General features: G+C 62.1%; 15 protein-coding genes. All 15 read right to left on the reverse strand.

The annotated features are described in order from the left end of the window. Window positions 1–78: 78 nt before the first annotated feature. The 15 genes from ftsA to mraZ all read right to left on the reverse strand — a co-directional run bounded on the left by ftsA (window position 79) and on the right by mraZ (window position 16,864). Entirely contained in the window at window positions 79–1,317 is a 1,239-nt protein-coding gene (gene ftsA, locus KI810_RS09580) for a cell division protein FtsA (RefSeq protein WP_214175313.1), read from the reverse strand. A gap of 12 nt (window positions 1,318–1,329) precedes the next feature. Beyond that, window positions 1,330–2,151 (reverse strand): cell division protein FtsQ/DivIB, encoded by an 822-nt coding sequence (locus KI810_RS09585; RefSeq protein WP_214175314.1) that lies wholly within the window; start codon window positions 2,149–2,151, stop codon window positions 1,330–1,332. A gap of 24 nt (window positions 2,152–2,175) precedes the next feature. Further along, window positions 2,176–3,111 carry a D-alanine--D-alanine ligase gene (locus KI810_RS09590; RefSeq protein ID WP_214175315.1) on the reverse strand — a complete coding sequence of 312 codons (936 nt, stop codon included), beginning with the start codon at window positions 3,109–3,111 and terminating at the stop codon, window positions 2,176–2,178. Between the two features lie 22 nt (window positions 3,112–3,133). After that, complete coding sequence (gene murB, locus KI810_RS09595; RefSeq protein ID WP_214175316.1) at window positions 3,134–4,042, reverse strand: UDP-N-acetylmuramate dehydrogenase; 909 nt, start codon at window positions 4,040–4,042, stop codon at window positions 3,134–3,136. Beyond that, window positions 4,039–5,418 carry a UDP-N-acetylmuramate--L-alanine ligase gene (gene murC / locus KI810_RS09600; protein ID WP_214175317.1) on the reverse strand — a complete coding sequence of 460 codons (1,380 nt, stop codon included), beginning with the start codon at window positions 5,416–5,418 and terminating at the stop codon, window positions 4,039–4,041. The genes murB and murC overlap by 4 nt, the downstream gene beginning before the upstream one ends. Before the next feature lie 75 nt (window positions 5,419–5,493). After that, window positions 5,494–6,576 carry an undecaprenyldiphospho-muramoylpentapeptide beta-N-acetylglucosaminyltransferase gene (gene murG / locus KI810_RS09605; RefSeq protein WP_214175318.1) on the reverse strand — a complete coding sequence of 361 codons (1,083 nt, stop codon included), beginning with the start codon at window positions 6,574–6,576 and terminating at the stop codon, window positions 5,494–5,496. Then, window positions 6,573–7,667 carry a putative lipid II flippase FtsW gene (ftsW, locus tag KI810_RS09610; RefSeq protein WP_214175490.1) on the reverse strand — a complete coding sequence of 365 codons (1,095 nt, stop codon included), beginning with the start codon at window positions 7,665–7,667 and terminating at the stop codon, window positions 6,573–6,575. Before ftsW ends, murG begins: the two co-directional genes overlap by 4 nt. Window positions 7,668–7,672: 5 nt before the next feature. After that, window positions 7,673–9,046: a UDP-N-acetylmuramoyl-L-alanine--D-glutamate ligase gene (gene murD / locus KI810_RS09615; RefSeq protein ID WP_214175491.1), complete on the reverse strand. Its 1,374-nt coding sequence runs from the start codon at window positions 9,044–9,046 to the stop codon at window positions 7,673–7,675. 22 nt (window positions 9,047–9,068) lie between these two features. Continuing rightward, window positions 9,069–10,145 carry a phospho-N-acetylmuramoyl-pentapeptide-transferase gene (gene mraY / locus KI810_RS09620; protein WP_214175319.1) on the reverse strand — a complete coding sequence of 359 codons (1,077 nt, stop codon included), beginning with the start codon at window positions 10,143–10,145 and terminating at the stop codon, window positions 9,069–9,071. Further along, complete coding sequence (locus KI810_RS09625) at window positions 10,145–11,548, reverse strand: UDP-N-acetylmuramoyl-tripeptide--D-alanyl-D-alanine ligase (RefSeq protein WP_214175320.1); 1,404 nt, start codon at window positions 11,546–11,548, stop codon at window positions 10,145–10,147. Before KI810_RS09625 ends, mraY begins: the two co-directional genes overlap by 1 nt. 3 nt (window positions 11,549–11,551) lie before the next feature. Continuing rightward, the gene (locus KI810_RS09630) at window positions 11,552–13,075 is read right to left on the reverse strand and encodes a UDP-N-acetylmuramoyl-L-alanyl-D-glutamate--2,6-diaminopimelate ligase (protein ID WP_214175321.1); all 1,524 of its coding nucleotides are present in this window, start codon (window positions 13,073–13,075) and stop codon (window positions 11,552–11,554) included. 50 nt (window positions 13,076–13,125) lie between these two features. After that, a complete protein-coding gene (locus KI810_RS09635) occupies window positions 13,126–15,096 on the reverse strand; it encodes a penicillin-binding protein (protein ID WP_214175322.1) in 1,971 nt (656 codons plus the stop codon). After that, window positions 15,093–15,428: a cell division protein FtsL gene (gene ftsL, locus KI810_RS09640; protein ID WP_214175323.1), complete on the reverse strand. Its 336-nt coding sequence runs from the start codon at window positions 15,426–15,428 to the stop codon at window positions 15,093–15,095. Before ftsL ends, KI810_RS09635 begins: the two co-directional genes overlap by 4 nt. Window positions 15,429–15,448: 20 nt before the next feature. Further along, window positions 15,449–16,387 (reverse strand): 16S rRNA (cytosine(1402)-N(4))-methyltransferase RsmH, encoded by a 939-nt coding sequence (gene rsmH / locus KI810_RS09645; protein WP_214175324.1) that lies wholly within the window; start codon window positions 16,385–16,387, stop codon window positions 15,449–15,451. After that, on the reverse strand, window positions 16,388–16,864 hold the full coding sequence (gene mraZ / locus KI810_RS09650) for a division/cell wall cluster transcriptional repressor MraZ (RefSeq protein ID WP_214175325.1): 477 nt from the start codon (window positions 16,862–16,864) through the stop codon (window positions 16,388–16,390). Between the last annotated feature and the right edge of the window lie 231 nt (window positions 16,865–17,095).

Genomic DNA, 17,095 nt, shown 5'->3' on the forward strand with positions numbered 1-17,095 from the left:
CCCCCTTTCTTGTGGTGCTCCCCATTGAATTGATTAATGCCAACTGATCACGAAACGTCGATACCGCGACGTTTCCCCCTAGAAAAATTCACCGAACCACTCTTTCATCCTCCTGCTCACCCTCCGGAACAGGTTCTCGTCGGTCTGGGACGTGGGGAACTCGCGGATCCCCACGTTCTTGCTGCCGTAAACCACGAGCCCCACGCCGGTAGCGTAGACCGGCGAGTTGACCACATCCACCAGACCGCCGATCTGCTGGGGGACGCCGCGGCGTACCGGCAGATTGAAGACCTGCTCCGCCAGTTCGGGCATCCCCTGGAGAATGGTGCTCCCGCCGGTGATGACCACGCCGGAGGCGATGAGGTCCTCGAAACCGCTCTTTACGATCTCACGGTTGACCAGGGTGAATATCTCCTCCACCCGCGGCTCCAGGATCTCGGCCAGAAGCTGCCGCGACAGGATACGCGGTTTGCGCCCTCCCACGCTCGGCACCTCGATGGTCTCGTCCTTCCCCACCAGCGAGGCGAGGCAGCAACCGTACTTCTGCTTGATCTTCTCCGCTTCCGCCATGGGGGTTCTGAGCCCCACCGCGATGTCGTTGGTGAGGTGGTTCCCCCCCAGGGAGAGGACCGACGTATGCTTGATGGCACCGTCCACGAAGATGGCGATGTCGGTGGTGCCGCCGCCGATGTCCACTAGGGCCACCCCCAGCTCCTTCTCGTCGGCGGAGAGAACCGCCTCGGAGGAAGCCAGCTGCTCAAGGACGATATCGGCCACGTCAAGACCGGCCCGGTTGCATGACTTGATGATGTTCTGGGCGCTCGCCACCGCGCCGGTAACGATGTGGACCTTTGCCTCCAGCCGGACCCCGCTCATGCCGAGGGGCTCGCGGATGCCGTCCTGATCGTCGATGATGAACTCCTGGGGGAGAATGTGGATCACTTCCCGGTCCATGGGGATGGCGATCGCCTTGGCGGCGTCGATGACCCTCTTCACGTCCTCCGGCGACACCTCGCGGTTCTTGATGGCGATGATCCCCTGGGAGTTGAACCCCTTGATGTGCCCTCCGGCGATACCGGCGTACACCGACTTGATCTCGCAGCCGGCCATGAGTTCCGCCTCTTCCACCGCCTTCTTGATGGAGGCGACGGTACTCTCGATGTTGATGACCACACCCTTGCGCAGTCCCCGCGACGGACTGGTGCCGATACCGATGATATCGAGCCCGTCCTCCGACAGATTGCCGACGATGGCGCAGATTTTCGTGGTCCCGATGTCGAGACCCACGATGATGTTGTCCCGTCTCCCTGAAGTCATGTTATCCCCCCCTTATCCCTTTTTAACGATGATCTTGTCGTTGTAGTCCAGGTCTATGTACTGCAGGCTGGGCAGCTGGGCCCGCAGGTCGCCGTAAATCCTCGCCAGCCGCGCCAGCTTGTCAGCGTGGGATCCGTTCCCCAGCCGGACCGGCACCCCCCCCTGGGCCGTGAAGAGGGTATACCCGAATCCCTTGTCGAAATGGATCTCCGACACATCCTCCAGGCGGAACACCGCCCCCTTGCCGAGCATTCCCATCAGCTCGATGGCTCCCTGGAGTGCGGCCTTGCTCCCGGCAGGGTCCCTGCTCAGGTCGTCCTCCGTGACGCCGGTAACGACGGGATAATCGAGGCGGTCACCGACGGTGAGTGGCTTGAAGACATCGCCCCGTTTGTCCAGGTAGTAGAGAAACCCCATGTTGATGACCGCCACCGGCTCCCGTTCGGCTATTTCAATGGCCAGGGTATGGGGGAAATAGCGCCGGACCTTGACACTTTCGACCCAGGGGTTTTTTGCCAGCATTTCGCCGATGCGCCGCAACCGCAATCCGAGCATCTCGTCGCCCGGTTTAACCCCGGCCTGGTCGATGACCTCGTCCCTCGTCAACCGGCTGAGGGGGGAAACCTCTATCCGCTCCAGGCGGAGAAACGTGGCCCGGGACACCACGCCGTGGATCTGATAGACGATTACCACGACCAGCGCCCCCGCCAGGACGATGCCCCCTGCCCGGGCTACCTTCTTGAAGATGGCCCGGAAGTTTATGGGGGGCCGGGGCGGCTTTTTCAGCCGGTTCTTCGGCGCCACCTTCGGTTTTTTTTTGTGCAGGTCACGCATAGTCAGTCACGAAAGGCAAACCCTCTACCCGTTTATTTTCTGGGCGGCGCCGCAGGCTATCCGCTCGACCAGCTCTCCGAATCCGATTCCCGCCTCTTTCTGGGCAATTTCCGGGAGGAGGGAAAGGGCCGTCATCCCCGGCAGGGTGTTCACCTCCAGGAGATAGCATTCCCCCGCTTCCGTCACCAGGAAATCGACCCGGCTGTATCCTGAACACCCCAGGGCACGGTGGGCAGCCTCCCCCTGGGCAAGCAGGCGAAGGTACAGTTCGGGAGGGAGGACGGGGGGGCAGATATGTTCCGCCATCCCCTCCGTGTACTTGGCCTCGAAATCGTAAAACTCGTTCTTCGGCACGATCTCGATGGCACCCATGGCATGGTCGTCCAGGATGCCGACCTGGATCTCCCGCCCCTTGATGAACTGCTCTACGAGGATTTCCTCGTCGTAGCGAAATGCCTCGGCAAAGGCTGCCGGCAGGCTCTCCACCTGCTTGACGATGCTTACCCCGACCGATGACCCCTCCTGGGAGGGCTTCACCACGAGGGGGAACCCGAAGTCGAGTCCCGCGAGCTCCAACTCCTCCCCTCGCCGCAGTACCCGGTACGATGCCACGGTCAGGCCGCTTGCGGCAAAGACCTGCTTGGCGAATATCTTGTTCATGGCCAGGGCGCTCGCCAGGACACCGGAACCGGTATAGGGAATCCCCATCAGCTCCAGCAGCCCCTGCACCGCCCCGTCCTCGCCGTAGCGGCCATGGAGGCAGATAAACGCCACCTCAATCCGCTCCCGCTCCAGGGCTTTCGCCAGATCGCGCCCCACGTCGATGGTGACGGCATTGTAGCCCTGGTCCTGAAGGGCGCCATGGACCGCTGCGCCGCTTTTCAGGGACACCTCCCGTTCGGCGGAAAGCCCGCCATACAGGACACCGATCTTCTTATTTTTCAAGTCATCTTTCGTCATAGGTTGTACCAGTCCCCAGTCACTACTCCCCATCTTCCCCGACGATCCGCACTTCCTCTTCCAGCTCGACCCCGCACTGTTCCTTGACCCGCTCCTTGATGACCCGCGCCAGTTCGAGAAAATCGGCGGCGGTCGCCCCGCCGGCGTTGACGAGGAAATTGGTGTGGACTTCGGAGACCTGCGCTCCCCCCACCCGGTATCCCCGCAGGCCTGCCCGGTCGATAAGGCGCCACGCCTGCTCGCCGGTGGGATTCTTGAAGAACGACCCCGCGTTGGGATGGCCGACGTTCTGATGCTGGCGGCGATGGGCCAGGTAGCTGTCGATCCGCTCTGCAAGTGCCGCCGGGTCGCCGGTGGCCAGTTGCAGCCGCGCTCCGAGGATGATCTCGCCGGACGCCAGTTCCAGGTGGCGGTATCCGTAACGGAGTTCGCTCCGTTCCGTCGTGACGACCGTCCCCTCCCTGAGGGTGGTGAGGCTCACCACCAGCTCCAGGATCGCCCCACCATGGGCACCGGCGTTCATGGCAAGGGCGCCGCCCATGCTCCCCGGGATGCCGGCGAGAAACTCCGCCCCGGACAGTCCCCGTTCCCGGCAGAAGTTTACCAGCTGCCGGTTGGTCACCCCCGCCTCCACGTCGGCCCGATTGCCGGGGAGCTGTTCCAGGGCCATCAGCCGGGCCAGGGAGATGACCGCACCGCGGAAGCCGCCGTCCCGCACCAGCAGGTTGTAGCCGCCGCCGATGACCAGGTAGGGGGTCGTCTGCCCGGCAAGGAGCGTCATCAGCACCTGCAGGTCGTCCCGGTCATCCGGAACGGCAAAGATGTCGGCCGCCCCCCCCACTTTCAGGGAGGTATGCCGGGACAGTGGCTCCCTTTCGAGTACCTGGCCGCGCAGCCTCTCCCGCAGGAGGGTCGCCAGCCCGCTTGTCAAAGATCTTCCTGCAGCCGCGTGAGGAGCTTTTCCCCCACCTGCCAGAGATTGCCGGCGCCAAGGGTGAGGCAGAGGTCTCCCGGCTTCAGGATCTGCAGCAGGTGGTCGCACAGCTCTTCCCGGTCGGCGATATAGGTGACGTCCTTCTGGCCATGCTTCCTGATGCTGGCGACCAGCTCCGCCGAGGTGGCCCCCGGGATCGGCTGCTCGCCGGCCGGGTAGATATCGGTCAGCACCAGCACGTCCGCATCGTAAAACGCCTTGACGAAGTCGTCGAACAGCTCCTTGGTCCGGGTGTAGCGGTGGGGCTGGAAGGCAACCACGAGGCGCCGGTCCCCCCACCCCCCCTTGGCCGCGGCGAGCGTGGCACGGATCTCGGTGGGATGATGGCCGTAATCGTCCACCACCATGATCCCCTTGCCCTCCCCCTTGATCTGGAAGCGGCGCCCCACCCCCCCGAAATCCCGGAAACCTTCCCGGATGGTCTCGAAGGGGACGTTGAGCTCCATGGCCACGGCGATGCAGGCCAGGGCGTTGAGCACGTTGTGGGCGCCGGGCATCTTGAAGGAAATCTCCCCCAGCCGTTCCCCCCGGTAGTGGGCGACGAAGGAGGTGCTGTTTCCCGCCAGCTGGATGTCGCTGGCCCGGAAATCGGCCTGGCTGGAAAGTCCGTAGGTGGTGAAGCGCTTCTTCACCCGGGGGATGATATCCGCCACGTTGGGACTGTCGAGACAGAGCACCGCCAGGCCGTAGAAGGGAACCTTGTTGATGAACTCGACGAAGGTATCCTTGATCTCCCCGATGCCGCTGTAGAAGTCCAGATGATCGGCATCGATGTTGGTCACCACGGCGATGGTGGGAGAGAGCTTCAGGAACGAGCCGTCCGACTCGTCCGCCTCGGCCACCAGGAACTTCCCCTGCCCCAGCTTGGCGTTGCTCCCGATGGAATCGAGCCGGCCGCCGATGACGATGGTCGGGTCGATGCCGGCGAAACCGAGGACGGTAGAGACCATGGAGGTGGTGGTGGTCTTGCCGTGGGTGCCGGCGATGGCGATGCCGTACTTCATCCGCATCAGCTCCGCAAGCATCTCCGCCCGGGGTATGACCGGTATGAGCCGCTCCCGCGCCTCGATCACCTCGGGATTGTCGTCATGAACCGCGCTGGAGATGACCACCACGTCCACGCTGGCCACGTTCTCCCGGGCATGGCCGGTGAATATCTCTCCCCCGAGGGAGGCAAGCCGGTCGGTAATCTCCGACTTCCGCAGATCCGAACCGGACACCTTGTACCCCAGGTTGAGAAGCACCTCGGCGATGCCGCTCATGCCGATGCCGCCGATACCGACGAAGTGGATTTTCTCTATTTTGCCGTACATGGAACCCCTCTGGGCTATGGGCTATGGGCACGAGGCACTGGGTTTGAGTTTTCCCTGGCGCCTGTCGCCCGGAGCCTAGTCCCTGTATTTCAGCATCTCATCCACGATGACCTTTGCCGCATCGAGCCTGGCCAGATTGCGGGCGTTTCTGCCCGTTTCAGCCAGTTTCTCCCGGTTCCCGACCAGCCCGATGATCTCCTGGGCCAGCCGTTCCCCGGTGAGCTCATGCTCCAGCAGCATGAAACAGGCCCCTTCCTTGAGCAGCGCCTCGGCATTCCTGCGCTGGTGGTCGTCCGTGGCATGGGGAAACGGTATGAAGAGGCATGCCTTGCCGCAGGCTGTCACCTCGGCGATGGTGGTAGCCCCGGCCCGGCAGACGACCAGGTCCGCCCGGTGATAGGCATCCGACATGTTGTCGATGAACGGAACCACCTCGGCGGGAAACCCCGCCTTTTCATACCCTTCCCGCACCTCTGCCAGGTCGCTCTCACCGGTCTGGTGGGTTATGGCCAACCGCTCACGGAGTGCATCCAGGTGGGGGAGGGCCGCGACGAGCGCCCGGTTGATGCTGCGGGCCCCCTGGCTCCCCCCGAACACCAGCAGGCTGAACCGTCCATCCGCTGCTGCTGGCCGCTCTGCCACCACCTCATCCAGGATCTGGCGGCGCAAGGGGTTGCCGGTCAGGAGCGTCTTCCCCTCGGGAAAGAATTTTCGCGCCTCTTCCAGGGAGATGAAGGTCTTTTCCGCAACCCGGGACAGGATTTTGTTGGTCATCCCCGGGATGGCGTTCTGCTCATGGATGAACCGGCGAACCTGCATCCCCCGCGCCGCCAGAACCATGGGGGCTGAAGCGTAACCGCCGACACCGAGCACCAGGTCGGGACGATAGCTCTTGAGCAGTTGCCGCGACTGGGAATATCCGTGCATGAACTTGGCAAGGCCGACCATCTGGGCAATGCCGCTCTTCCCCCTGACCCCTGCAGCGGAGATCAGTTCGAGCCGGTAGCCGAGCCGGGGGAGCACCCGCGCCTCGATTCCCCGCTCGGTGCCGACGAACAGGACCTCGTTCGAAGCGTCCCGCGCCAGGAATTCCTCCGCCACCGCTATGCCGGGGAACAGGTGCCCGCCGGTTCCGCCGCCGGCAATGACCAGTTTCATGGCGTCCCCCGCATCCGCGATGACACGTTGAGGAGTATCCCCACCGCAAACAGGGTTACCACCAGCGAGCTGCCTCCGTAACTCAGGAACGGCAGCGCCAGCCCCTTGGTCGGAAGAAGGCCGGTAACCACCCCCATGTTGACGAATGCCTCGATTCCCAGCAGGGTTACGATGCCGAATGCCAGGTAGCGGCCGAAATTGTTGTCGGTCTGGAGAGCGACCCGCATCCCCCGACTGACGAGGAGCAGGAACATGGCGGCGATGATGAGCACACCGATGAGCCCCAGCTCCTCCCCCACAACCGACAGGATGAAGTCGGTATGGGCCTCGGGGAGATAGAAAAGCTTCTGCTTACCCTCGCCGAGCCCCTGCCCCAGTATGCCGCCGTTGCCGAAGGCGAGCCACGACTGGATGATCTGGAATCCGCTGTCGGTCGGATCCTCCCAGGGGTTGAGGTAGGCCAGTATCCGGCGGCGCCGGTAGTCTACGTTCATGACGAGGAAGTAGAGGAACGGCAGCGCCAGCACCACCATGCCGAGTATGTAGCGGGGACGTGTCCCTGCGGCGAAAAGCATGACGACCGCCACCATGCCGAGGGTCAGCGCCGCCCCCAGGTCATGCTGCTTGAGGAGCAGAAGCAGCAGGCCGGCCAGGAGGACCATGTAGGGGAGGAAACCGGCGGCAAAGAACTTGACCTTCTCCTGCCGCTTGTCCAGTGAATAGGCCATGTAGACGATGAGGGCGATCTTGGCCAGTTCCGATGGCTGGAAGTTGAAGCCGGGGAGCCGGATCCAGCGCGACGCTCCCTTGGCGGTCCCGCCGATCCCCGGCACGAAGACAAGCACCAGCAGCACCAGGCATCCCAGCAGTCCCGGCACCGCCCAGCGACGCCATTTTTCGTAATCCATGGTCATGGCAAAGGCCATCAGGCCGAATCCGAGTACGGCATAGGCTCCCTGCCGCTTGAGGAAAAAGAAACCATCGTGATATTTCTTTGCCGCCATGACCGACGAAGCGGAATAGACCATGACCACGCCGAAGCAGGTGAGGGCCACCGCCATCAGCAGGATCACCAGGTCGTAGCGCTCCATCTGCTTCAACACGGTTTCTCCTCCAGGGCACGCACCAGCGACTTGTAGCGCTCGGCCCTCTCTTCGTAATCGCGGAACATGTCGAAGCTGGAGCAGGCGGGTGAAAAGAGGACGATGCCTCCCCGTTCCGTGAGAGCAGCCGCTGTCTGCACCGCCTCTTCGAGAGAGGCCGCCATGTGCGTGTCGGTGAGGTGCCCCAGTTCCCGGGCAATCCGCTCCCTGGCCTCGCCGATCAGCACCATGTGCCGGACCCGGGATTCGACGAGTTCCGCCAGCGGCGCGTAGGAGCCCCCCTTGTCCTTCCCTCCGGCAATCAGGGTGATGTTATCGAAACTGGCCAGCGCTTTCTCCACGCTCCCCACGTTGGTCGCCTTGCTGTCCTCGTACCAGGGGACGCCGTTCACCGTCCGGACCAGCTCCATCCGGTGAGGAAGACCGCGGAAGGCGGAGACGGCCGCCTGGCAGGTTGCGGCATCGCATCCCATGAGGAGCGCCGTCGCCAGTGCAGCCATGATGTTCTCGATGTTGTGGACCCCCTGCAGATGATAGCCGGCAGTGGTAAAGTGCTCTTCCCGCCCTTCCCAGCGGAAGGTGATGACGCCGTTCCGGAGGAAGAGCCCTTCGGAAAGTTCCTGCCGCTGGCTGGTCGGCACCACCCGCGCCGCCAGGCGGTCGGCAGATGCGGCCACCAGCGGGTCGTCCACATTGAGCACCGCGAAGTCCTCGGCGGTCTGGTTCATGAATATCCGGAGCTTGGCGTCGATGTACTCCTGGAACGTCGCGTAGCGGTCCAGGTGGTCCTCGGTGATATTGAGGAGCACCGCCACCCGGGGACGGAACCGCTCGATTCCCTCCAACTGGAAAGAGGAAAGTTCCACCACCACCCGTTCGTACGCAACCGCCTTCGTCTCAGGGGAGGCAGGTTCCACCGCCTCGATGAGCGGATTGCCGATGTTGCCGCCGACAAAGGTTGCAAATCCGGCCGCCTTGAAAATCTCCCCCGTCAGGGTCGTGGTGGTGGTCTTGCCGTTGGTGCCGGTAATGGCCGCGACGGGAGCGGTTATGAACCGGCTCGCCAGTTCCACCTCGCTCACGATCATCCGCCCCGCTGCGCGGGCCGCAAGGAGCGGCTTGATATCCAGGGGGACCCCCGGGCTCACCACGATCAGGTCGGCGGTGCGGAAACGCTCCTCGTCATGGCCACCCAGTTCCAGCGTCACCGGCAGGCCCGCAAGCTTGTCAAGCCAGGAAGCAAGATCTGCCTCACCCTTCATGTCAGTGATGGTCACCTGCGCCCCCTGTTTCACAAGGAAGCGGGCTACCGCTACGCCGGTGCGGGCCAGTCCGACAACGAGAATTTTTTTATTTTTCAGTTCCATAGCCATGTTCGTTTTCTCTGGATTACCGCATCTTGAGCGTGGATATGGCAACCAGGGCCAATATGATGGTAATGATCCAGAACCGGACGATGATCTTCGGCTCCGCCACACCTTTCAGTTCGAAGTGGTGGTGGATCGGTGCCATCCTGAAAATGCGCTTGCCGCGGTATTTGTACGAGCCGACCTGGAAGATGACCGACAGTGCCTCGATCACGAACACGCCGCCGACGATGACCAGGAGTATCTCCTGCTTGGTAATCACCGCCAGAGCCCCCAGGGCGCCACCCAGCGGCAGGGACCCCACATCCCCCATGAAGACCTCGGCGGGATAGGAGTTGTACCAGAGGAACCCGAGCCCGGCCCCGACCATCGCTCCGCACAGCACCGCCAGTTCCCCGCTTCCCGCGACATACGGTATCTGTAGGTAGCTGGAAAGCCGGGCGTTGCCGGCGATGTAGCAGAAGAGCATGTAGGTGCCGGCATTGAGCGCTACCGGTCCGATGGCCAGGCCGTCCAGTCCGTCGGTCAGGTTGACCGCATTGCTCGCCCCGACGATGACGAGAGTGGCGAACGCAATGTACGCTATCCCCAGGTCGGGATGGAGCCGTTTGAAGAACGGGAAATATACCTCGCTGGAGAATCCGGGAAGGGTGTAGAGGATTATTCCCACGGCGCCGGCGATCAGTACCTGCCAGAACATCTTCTGGCGCGGGGACAGCCCCTTCGGGTCCTTTTCCACCACCTTCTTGTAGTCGTCCACGAAACCGATCAGGCCGTACCCGACGATGACCAGCAGGGTCAGCCAGACGAAAACGTTGCGCAGGTCGGCCCAGAGCAGGGTGGGGACGATGATTGCCGTCAGGATGAGCACCCCTCCCATGGTGGGGGTCCCCGCCTTCTTGAGGTGGGACTCGGGACCGTCGGTCCGGATTACCTGGCGTGCCTGCAGCGATTCAAGCTTCCGGATGATCCAGGGCCCGATGATGAAGCAGACGATGAGGGCGGTGATCATGGCATAGATGGTCCGGAAGGTGAGGTATTTGAACACGTTGAACAGCTTGACACTGGAGGCCAGTGGATAGAGCAGATGGTACAGCATCAGGTCGTCCCCTTCCTGCCGGCGGTGTCGAAGCCGCTCCGGATGGCGTCGGCTACCCGTTCCATGCGCATGCCGCGCGAACCTTTGACCAGTATGACATCACCGGCAAGCGTTCCCCGTGCGAGATCGGCAATGAGCTTGTCCTGGGTGGGAACCACGATAATCTGCTCCTCCGCCAGGCCTGCCGCCACGGCTCCCGATGCCACAACCTCAGCCATCCCTCCCACCAGGTAGAGCCGGTCGACGCAGCCGGCCGCCAGACGCCCAACATCCTGATGAGACTGGCCGGTATCCGTCCCGAGCTCCAGCATATCGCCGAGCACCGCCACGGCGCGTCCCTCTTCCTTCAGCTCCCGCAGGGTCACGAGAGCCGCGGCCATGGACGCAGGATTGGCATTGTAACTGTCATCGATGAGAACGACGCCGTCCACCTCTTCCACTTTGAAACGTTTGTCGTACGGGGTGAAGGTCTCGAGCCCCTTACGGATCACTTCAGGGCCGATACCCAGGGCAACGGCCGCAGCCGCCGCAGCAAGGGCGTTGTAGATGTTGTGTCGCCCGTAAGCGTGCAGTGTGACCGTCACGGAAGCGGCGGGAAGCTGGAGGACGAAGTGCTGCCCGCGCCGTCCACGCCCCTCGATCTGGACGGCACTTACATCTGCCCCGTGCAGCCCGAAGGACAGCCGCTTTACCCCGGCGGGCACCGGCAGCGCCGCTATACGGGTATCATCTGCGTTGTAGACGGCAACTGCCCCTTCGGTAAGGCCCATGAACAGCTCACCCTTGGCGCGAGCCACCGCATCGACGCTCCCCATGCTTTCCAGATGTGCAGGAAAGGCATTGGTGATCACCCCCACTTGGGGCGCCGTGATCTCCGTCAACCGCGCGATCTCTCCCGGCTCGCTCATCCCCATCTCCAGCACCCCCCAGCGGTGAGCGGGAGTCAGTTGCAGGAGCATCTGGGGAAGGCCGATCAGGTTGTTCAGGTTTCCGCTCGTCTTGAGCCCTTCGCCGGCAAGAGAGAGGATGGCTGCCAGCATCTCTTTGGTGGTGGTCTTGCCGTTGCTGCCGGTTACGCCGAACAGCGGCAGTGTGAACCGTCGCCGGTGGAAAGCGGCCAGATCTCCGAGGGCACGCAGAGTGTCATCTACGGCGATGCAACAGACACCTGCCGGCGGCTGGTTTTCGGCCAGCCAGCTCTTTTCAGCAAGCAGTACCCTGCACCCCCGCTCGGCCGCCGCACCTATATAGTCGTGGCCGTCAAACCGCTCTCCGCGCAGGGGTATGAACAGCTCACCGGCCGTCACCGTCCGTGAATCGGTGGAAATACCCTTGACCCCGTCCACGGTCTGGCCGCTGATGGTGCCGACCGTCGCCCGGGCTATTTCCTCGACCGTGAACATCCCCTAGCTCTCCATCTCGGCAAAGGCGCGCGCCGCCTCTTCCCGGTCGTCGAAGTGGTGTTTTTCCGTGCCGATGATCTGGTAATCCTCGTGCCCCTTGCCCGCCAGAAGGACGATATCGCGGGGGCGTGCAAGCCGGACCGCAAGCCTGATGGCGTCGCGGCGGTTCTCGATGGTACAGAAGCCCTTATCCTTGATTCCCTCCGCCAGTTCAGACGGTGCGTATTCCCGCAGGCCGAGAGGAAGGATACCCTGGCGGACCTGGGCAAGAATGCTGGCCGGGTCTTCGGTACGTGGATTATCTGAGGTGACGATGGCAAGGTCGCTGTACCGCCCGGCGATCTCCCCCATAACCGGCCGTTTCCCCCGGTCCCGGTCGCCGCCGCAACCGAAAACCGTTATGATCCGACCCTCAGCCAATTCTGTCACTGTCCGGAGTACGTTTTCCAAGGCGTCACCCGTATGGGCGTAATCCACGAGCAGGGCGACGCCCCGGCCGTTGGCAACCCGCTCCAGTCTCCCCGGAACGCTGGCATGCCGTTCGATGCCTTCCCGGATGGCCGCAAGGGGGATATCGAGCGCCACCCCGGCACCAGCTGCCGCCAGGATATTGTAGAGATTGAAACGACCGAGCAGGGCGGAACGGAACGGCAGTTCCCCTGCCGGGGTTACGAGCATGCCGCTGATGCCGTCAACGGAAAAGCTGATTTCCCTGGCCGTCACCTGGGCTGCGGGACCAAGCCCGTAGCCGATGACGGGACAAGCCGTCACTGCAGCCACCTGGCTGCCGTAAGTATCATCGAGATTGATAACCGCCCGCCGTCTCGGTTTCACTTGGTCGGGAACGAGCAGCTCGGCAAAGAGCCGCTGTTTGCTCGCCAGGTATGATTCCATGTCATGGTGGTAATCGAGATGATCCCGGGTAAGGTTGGTGAAAACCCCCACGTCGAACCGGCAGCCATCAACTCTGTGCTGCTCAAGGGCATGGGACGAGACCTCCATCACCATGCTCCCTGCCCCCATATCCGCCACTTCCCGGAGAATCCGCTGCAGGTCCACCGATTCGGGTGTCGTGTGGGAGGAAGGGATAATCCTCTCCCGGAACCGGTAGCTGATGGTGCCGAGCACGGCGGCGGGAAGGCCTGCCTCGGCGAGGATCGCCTCCACCAGGTAGGTGGTGGTGGTTTTGCCATTGGTCCCGGTGATGCCGACAAGGGGAACGGTATCGGTCGGATTGCCGTAAAAGATGGCAGCCATTCTGGTCATGGCGAGCCGGGCATCGGCCACTTTGATCCAAGCTGCCGTAGCCGGTGCAAACGCCTCGTCTTCCAGCACCACGGCTACCGCACCCGCCTGCAGGGCGGTATCGATAAAGCGATGGCCGTCAGAGGCTACCCCCCTTAACGCGAAAAAGAGACCCCCGGGCTTTACCTGACGGGAATCATAGTACAGCCCCTGGATCTCCAGGGCCACGGTGCCGCCCGTTGCGAGCGGTGTGGTCGATGTGAGCAGTTCACTCAGCAGCATGTGGCCTCTTTCGGTAACCGTTGGTATGGTTTTTCAGCATCTGCAACTCCTCAGGCCGCCGGGGCGAATTTTATCCAGACCGGTTCACTCGGTCCGACCCGGCGCCCGGCAGGGGGGTTCTGTTCGGCGGCCCTGCCGCTCCCTATAAGCTTCACGTTCAAGCCGCGCTTTTCCATGGTCTGCATTACCTGACGCATGCTCATCCCGTGAAAATTGGGCATGACAACACCTTCTCCCGCCTCTTCTATGGTCCCTTCGGCCGCCACCTGCTGTTCCCCTACGTCCGGCTTCTTCACTTCGATCTGTTCCGGCCGATTCTTCAGCGCCCTCTCCGGCGGAACCCGCAGATAGCAGAGGGATTGTTGCGCGATGGCCTGGAATGCCGGAGCCGCCACCACTCCGCCGTAGGGACTGGTTTTGGGCTCGTCGATAACGACCAGGATGGTAAGTCGTGGATTGTCGACCGGGACAAAACCGGCAAATGAGGCGGTCCGTTTGTCGATGGAATAGCCACGGGTAACCGGGTCGACTTTCTGGGCGGTCCCGGTCTTGCCCGCAACGCCGTATCCGTCCACCGCCGCGTTTGTCCCGGTCCCCCCGGTCATGGTGACGCCTTCCATCATTTTGGCGACCGTACGGGCCACTTCCGGCGACACGACCCGTTGGCGTACCTGGGGTGTCATTTCCTGCAGCACCGTGCCGCTATCGTCGGTGATCTTTTCCACGACATACGGCTTCATAAGGACACCGCCATTGGCGATTGCCGAAATGGCCGCTGCAATCTGCACGGCGTTGGCCGAAACCCCCTGGCCGAAGGATATGGTTGCAAGGTCCACCCCGAACCACTGGGTGCGCCCCCGCAGATACCCGCTCGCCTCGCCGGGCAGGTCAAGCCCGCTCCGCTCACCGAAGCCGAAACTCCTCAGGTAGTTGTAGAGTCGCTCAGGGCCGAGCCGTGTCCCGATTTTGGCCGCGCCGATGTTACTCGAGTATTTGAGCACGTCGGCAACACTGAGCCATCCGTAGCGATGGGTATCGTGGATGGTTCGCCCGCCGATGTTGTAACTTCCGTTTTCACAGTTGAATCCGTCACGGGCGGATATGACTTTCTCTTGCAGAGCCGCTGCAACGAGGAAAACCTTGAACGTCGATCCCGGCTCGAAGCTGTCGGCAACGGACCGGTTCCGCAGCTGCTGCGGCCCGAATTTAGCGTAAGAGTTCGGATTGAAATTGGGGTAGTTGGCCATTGCCAGTATCTTGCCGGTCTGCGGCTCCATCACCAGGGCGATCCCCGCCTTGGCACGGCTTTCCAAAACCGCTTTGGTCAACTCCTTTTCCGCAAGATACTGGATGTTCTTGTCAAGGGTCAGGGTAACGTTCTGCCCCTTGGATGCCTTTTTCACGACCATCCCCTTGAGCGCCACATCACGCCCCAGGGCATCCCGCTCGGTCACGAGATACCCCGTATTGCCAAGGATGGTGGAATTGTATCTCAGCTCGACCCCCTCGAGCCCGGCGGGATCAAGACCGGTGAAACCGATGACGTGGGCGGCAATCTCCGCGTTGGGATAAAAACGCTTGCTCTCCTTGACGAAACCGATCCCCTCGATCTCCAGGTCGCGGACCTTCTGGGCGGTTTCCGGCGTAACCTGACGCTGCAGCCAGGTAAAATTCTTGCTTCCCCGCATCTTCCTGACCAGTTCGTCGCGGCTGACCCCGAGAATGGGAGCCAATTGGGCTGCGGCGGCAGGGATATCCTCGATGTTGCGCGGTTCGGCAAAGCAGGAATCCATCTCCACCGAAACCGCCAGGGGGGCATTATTGCGGTCATAGATATCGCCCCTGCCGGGAGTGAGCTGGACAATTTTCTGGTGCTGCCTCTCCGCAAGCTTCAGGAGCTGGTCTTTCCTGACCACCTGCAGATAGACCGCCCGCGCCGAGACGATGGCAAAGGCACCGACAAACAGGCTCCCGATGAGCCTGATCCGGACCTTTGTCCATTTCTCCCGGCGATCCATCATTTGACGACCACCACCTGCTGTTCCGTTGGCAGTGCCATACCCAGTTCACCCTTGGCCAGCACCTCGACCCGCGCTGGGTTTTTCAGGGAAGCGACTTCCAGCGTGAGCCGGTTCTGCTCCTGCTGCTGGTCCTTCAGGGTGCGGCTTGACTCGGCAAGCTGCAGGTTGAGGTCGATCACCTTCACCCGTGACCAGACATGAAAGATGGCAACCAGGGTAAGGAGCACCATCACCACCATGAGGTAGGGGAAAAGGTCCCAGCGATGGGCGTACACCGCCTCCAGTTTACGGGGAGCCGCTACCTTGCTGTACGCTGCTCGTGCATTCGACATGAGACTCTCCTGGATGCCTGTTACCGTTTTTCCGCTGCCCGGAGTCTTGCGCTGCGGGCTCGGGGATTATGTGCGACTTCCACCTCGCCGGCCATCACCGGCTTGGTGGTCAGGATACGCAGCTGCGGAACATGGCCGCAGGCACAGAGGGGAAGGTTTTTCGGGCAGATACACCCTTGGGCCAGACGGCGAAAACCCTGCTTGACGATCCGGTCTTCCAGGGAATGGAACGAAATCACCACACAACGCCCTCCAGGGTTCAGCAGCTGCAGGCCGGCGGCAAGCCCCTGTTCGAGACTGGCCAGTTCTTCGTTAACGGCAATCCTGAGGGCCTGAAACGTCCGGGTGGCAGGATGAAGACGCTCCTCCCACTTGGCCCTAGGAATCGCCCCCTTGATGATGTCAACCAGTTGCAGGGTCGTTTCGATGGGAGCGGCGGCGCGGGCAGCGACGATAAATTTGGCGATCCGCCGTGCCCACCGTTCCTCCCCGTACTCCCTGATGATCCGTTCCAGCTCCCGCTCCGGCAGACCGTTCACCAGGTCGGCGGCAGTCTCGCCCCCTGTTACATCCATCCGCATGTCCAAGGGAGCGTCCTGCTGGAAGCTGAACCCCCGCTCCGCCGTATCGAGCTGATGGGAGGAAACCCCCAGGTCGAGGAGCAGTCCGTCGATGCCAGTTATCCCGCGCTCGGCGAGGGCAGTTGCCATGTCGGAGAAGTTGCGGTTGACCAGATGGAGCCGGTCGCCAAATTTTGCCAGACGCTCGGCAGCGACCTTGAGTGCCGCCTGATCCCGATCAAACCCTAGCAGGATACCGTCCGGAGAGGAAGCTTCCAGGATTTGCCCGGCATGGCCCGCCCCCCCCAGGGTACCATCCACATAAATTCCGCCGGGACGGGGGTTCAGGTAGCTAAGTGCCTCTGCAGGCATGACCGAAATATGTTCGAAGCCATCCACCTAGAGTCCCAGCTCGGCCACGGTCTCGGAATCGGAAGGGAAATTCTTCATATCCTGAATGCGGACTTTCTCCCGCTCCGCCTGGCTCCAGACCTCGATCTTGTCCATGACACCGACGAAGAGGATTTCCCGCTCAAGGGCGGCGCTTTTTCGCAAATGGGAGGGAACCAGCAACCGGCCGAGCTTGTCGGCTACACACTCCTCGGCGGGAGAGATGATGGTCCGCATGATGCTGTTGCGCTGCGCGGAAGTGAGCCCTTTGGTATTCCGGAAATTATCCTCGAACTCGAGCCACTTCTTGTGGGGGAAGATGAGCAGGCCGTTGCTGAATGCGCCGCCACCAAGATCCACGGGAGATGAGTTGGTGATGACAAACCTCTCGTCACCGTAGACATCGACCAGTACCTCCCGGAACTTTGCCGGCAGACTCGTCCGCCCCTTGGCATCGATGGTCGCCTCGAACATCCCCTTAAACATGGCTCTCCCGGCACTTCTTGCCACAATTTACCACAATTTACCACCACGTGGCCAAACTATACAAAGCAACAAGGGAGATGTCAAGGTAAAATTCGTCTAAAGAAAAAGATTTTTTCGACGTCTTTTTAAGGAGTTACCTGAGCGGAGGGAGGTCATGGAAACGCCGGAAAATGGGGTGGGAAAACGCAGCAAAATTAGACGGCTTTATTCAACATAAGGGGTACGTTTAAG

Origin of the sequence: Geomobilimonas luticola (genome assembly GCF_018476905.1) — a bacterium.
Taxonomy (GTDB): Bacteria; Desulfobacterota; Desulfuromonadia; order Geobacterales; family Geobacteraceae; genus Geomobilimonas; species Geomobilimonas luticola.

What these genes read in the sequence shown, in the direction of transcription:
- ftsA (WP_214175313.1), bottom strand. Translation starts at nt 1,317, where the DNA reads ATGACTTCAGGGAGACGGGACAACATCATCGTGGGTCTCGACATCGGG.
- KI810_RS09585 (WP_214175314.1), bottom strand. Translation starts at nt 2,151, where the DNA reads ATGCGTGACCTGCACAAAAAAAAACCGAAGGTGGCGCCGAAGAACCGG.
- KI810_RS09590 (WP_214175315.1), bottom strand. Translation starts at nt 3,111, where the DNA reads ATGACGAAAGATGACTTGAAAAATAAGAAGATCGGTGTCCTGTATGGC.
- murC (WP_214175317.1), bottom strand. Translation starts at nt 5,418, where the DNA reads ATGTACGGCAAAATAGAGAAAATCCACTTCGTCGGTATCGGCGGCATC.
- murG (WP_214175318.1), bottom strand. Translation starts at nt 6,576, where the DNA reads ATGAAACTGGTCATTGCCGGCGGCGGAACCGGCGGGCACCTGTTCCCC.
- ftsW (WP_214175490.1), bottom strand. Translation starts at nt 7,667, where the DNA reads ATGGAGCGCTACGACCTGGTGATCCTGCTGATGGCGGTGGCCCTCACC.
- murD (WP_214175491.1), bottom strand. Translation starts at nt 9,046, where the DNA reads ATGGAACTGAAAAATAAAAAAATTCTCGTTGTCGGACTGGCCCGCACC.
- mraY (WP_214175319.1), bottom strand. Translation starts at nt 10,145, where the DNA reads ATGCTGTACCATCTGCTCTATCCACTGGCCTCCAGTGTCAAGCTGTTC.
- KI810_RS09625 (WP_214175320.1), bottom strand. Translation starts at nt 11,548, where the DNA reads ATGTTCACGGTCGAGGAAATAGCCCGGGCGACGGTCGGCACCATCAGC.
- KI810_RS09630 (WP_214175321.1), bottom strand. Translation starts at nt 13,075, where the DNA reads ATGCTGCTGAGTGAACTGCTCACATCGACCACACCGCTCGCAACGGGC.
- KI810_RS09635 (WP_214175322.1), bottom strand. Translation starts at nt 15,096, where the DNA reads ATGATGGATCGCCGGGAGAAATGGACAAAGGTCCGGATCAGGCTCATC.
- ftsL (WP_214175323.1), bottom strand. Translation starts at nt 15,428, where the DNA reads ATGTCGAATGCACGAGCAGCGTACAGCAAGGTAGCGGCTCCCCGTAAA.
- mraZ (WP_214175325.1), bottom strand. Translation starts at nt 16,864, where the DNA reads ATGTTTAAGGGGATGTTCGAGGCGACCATCGATGCCAAGGGGCGGACG.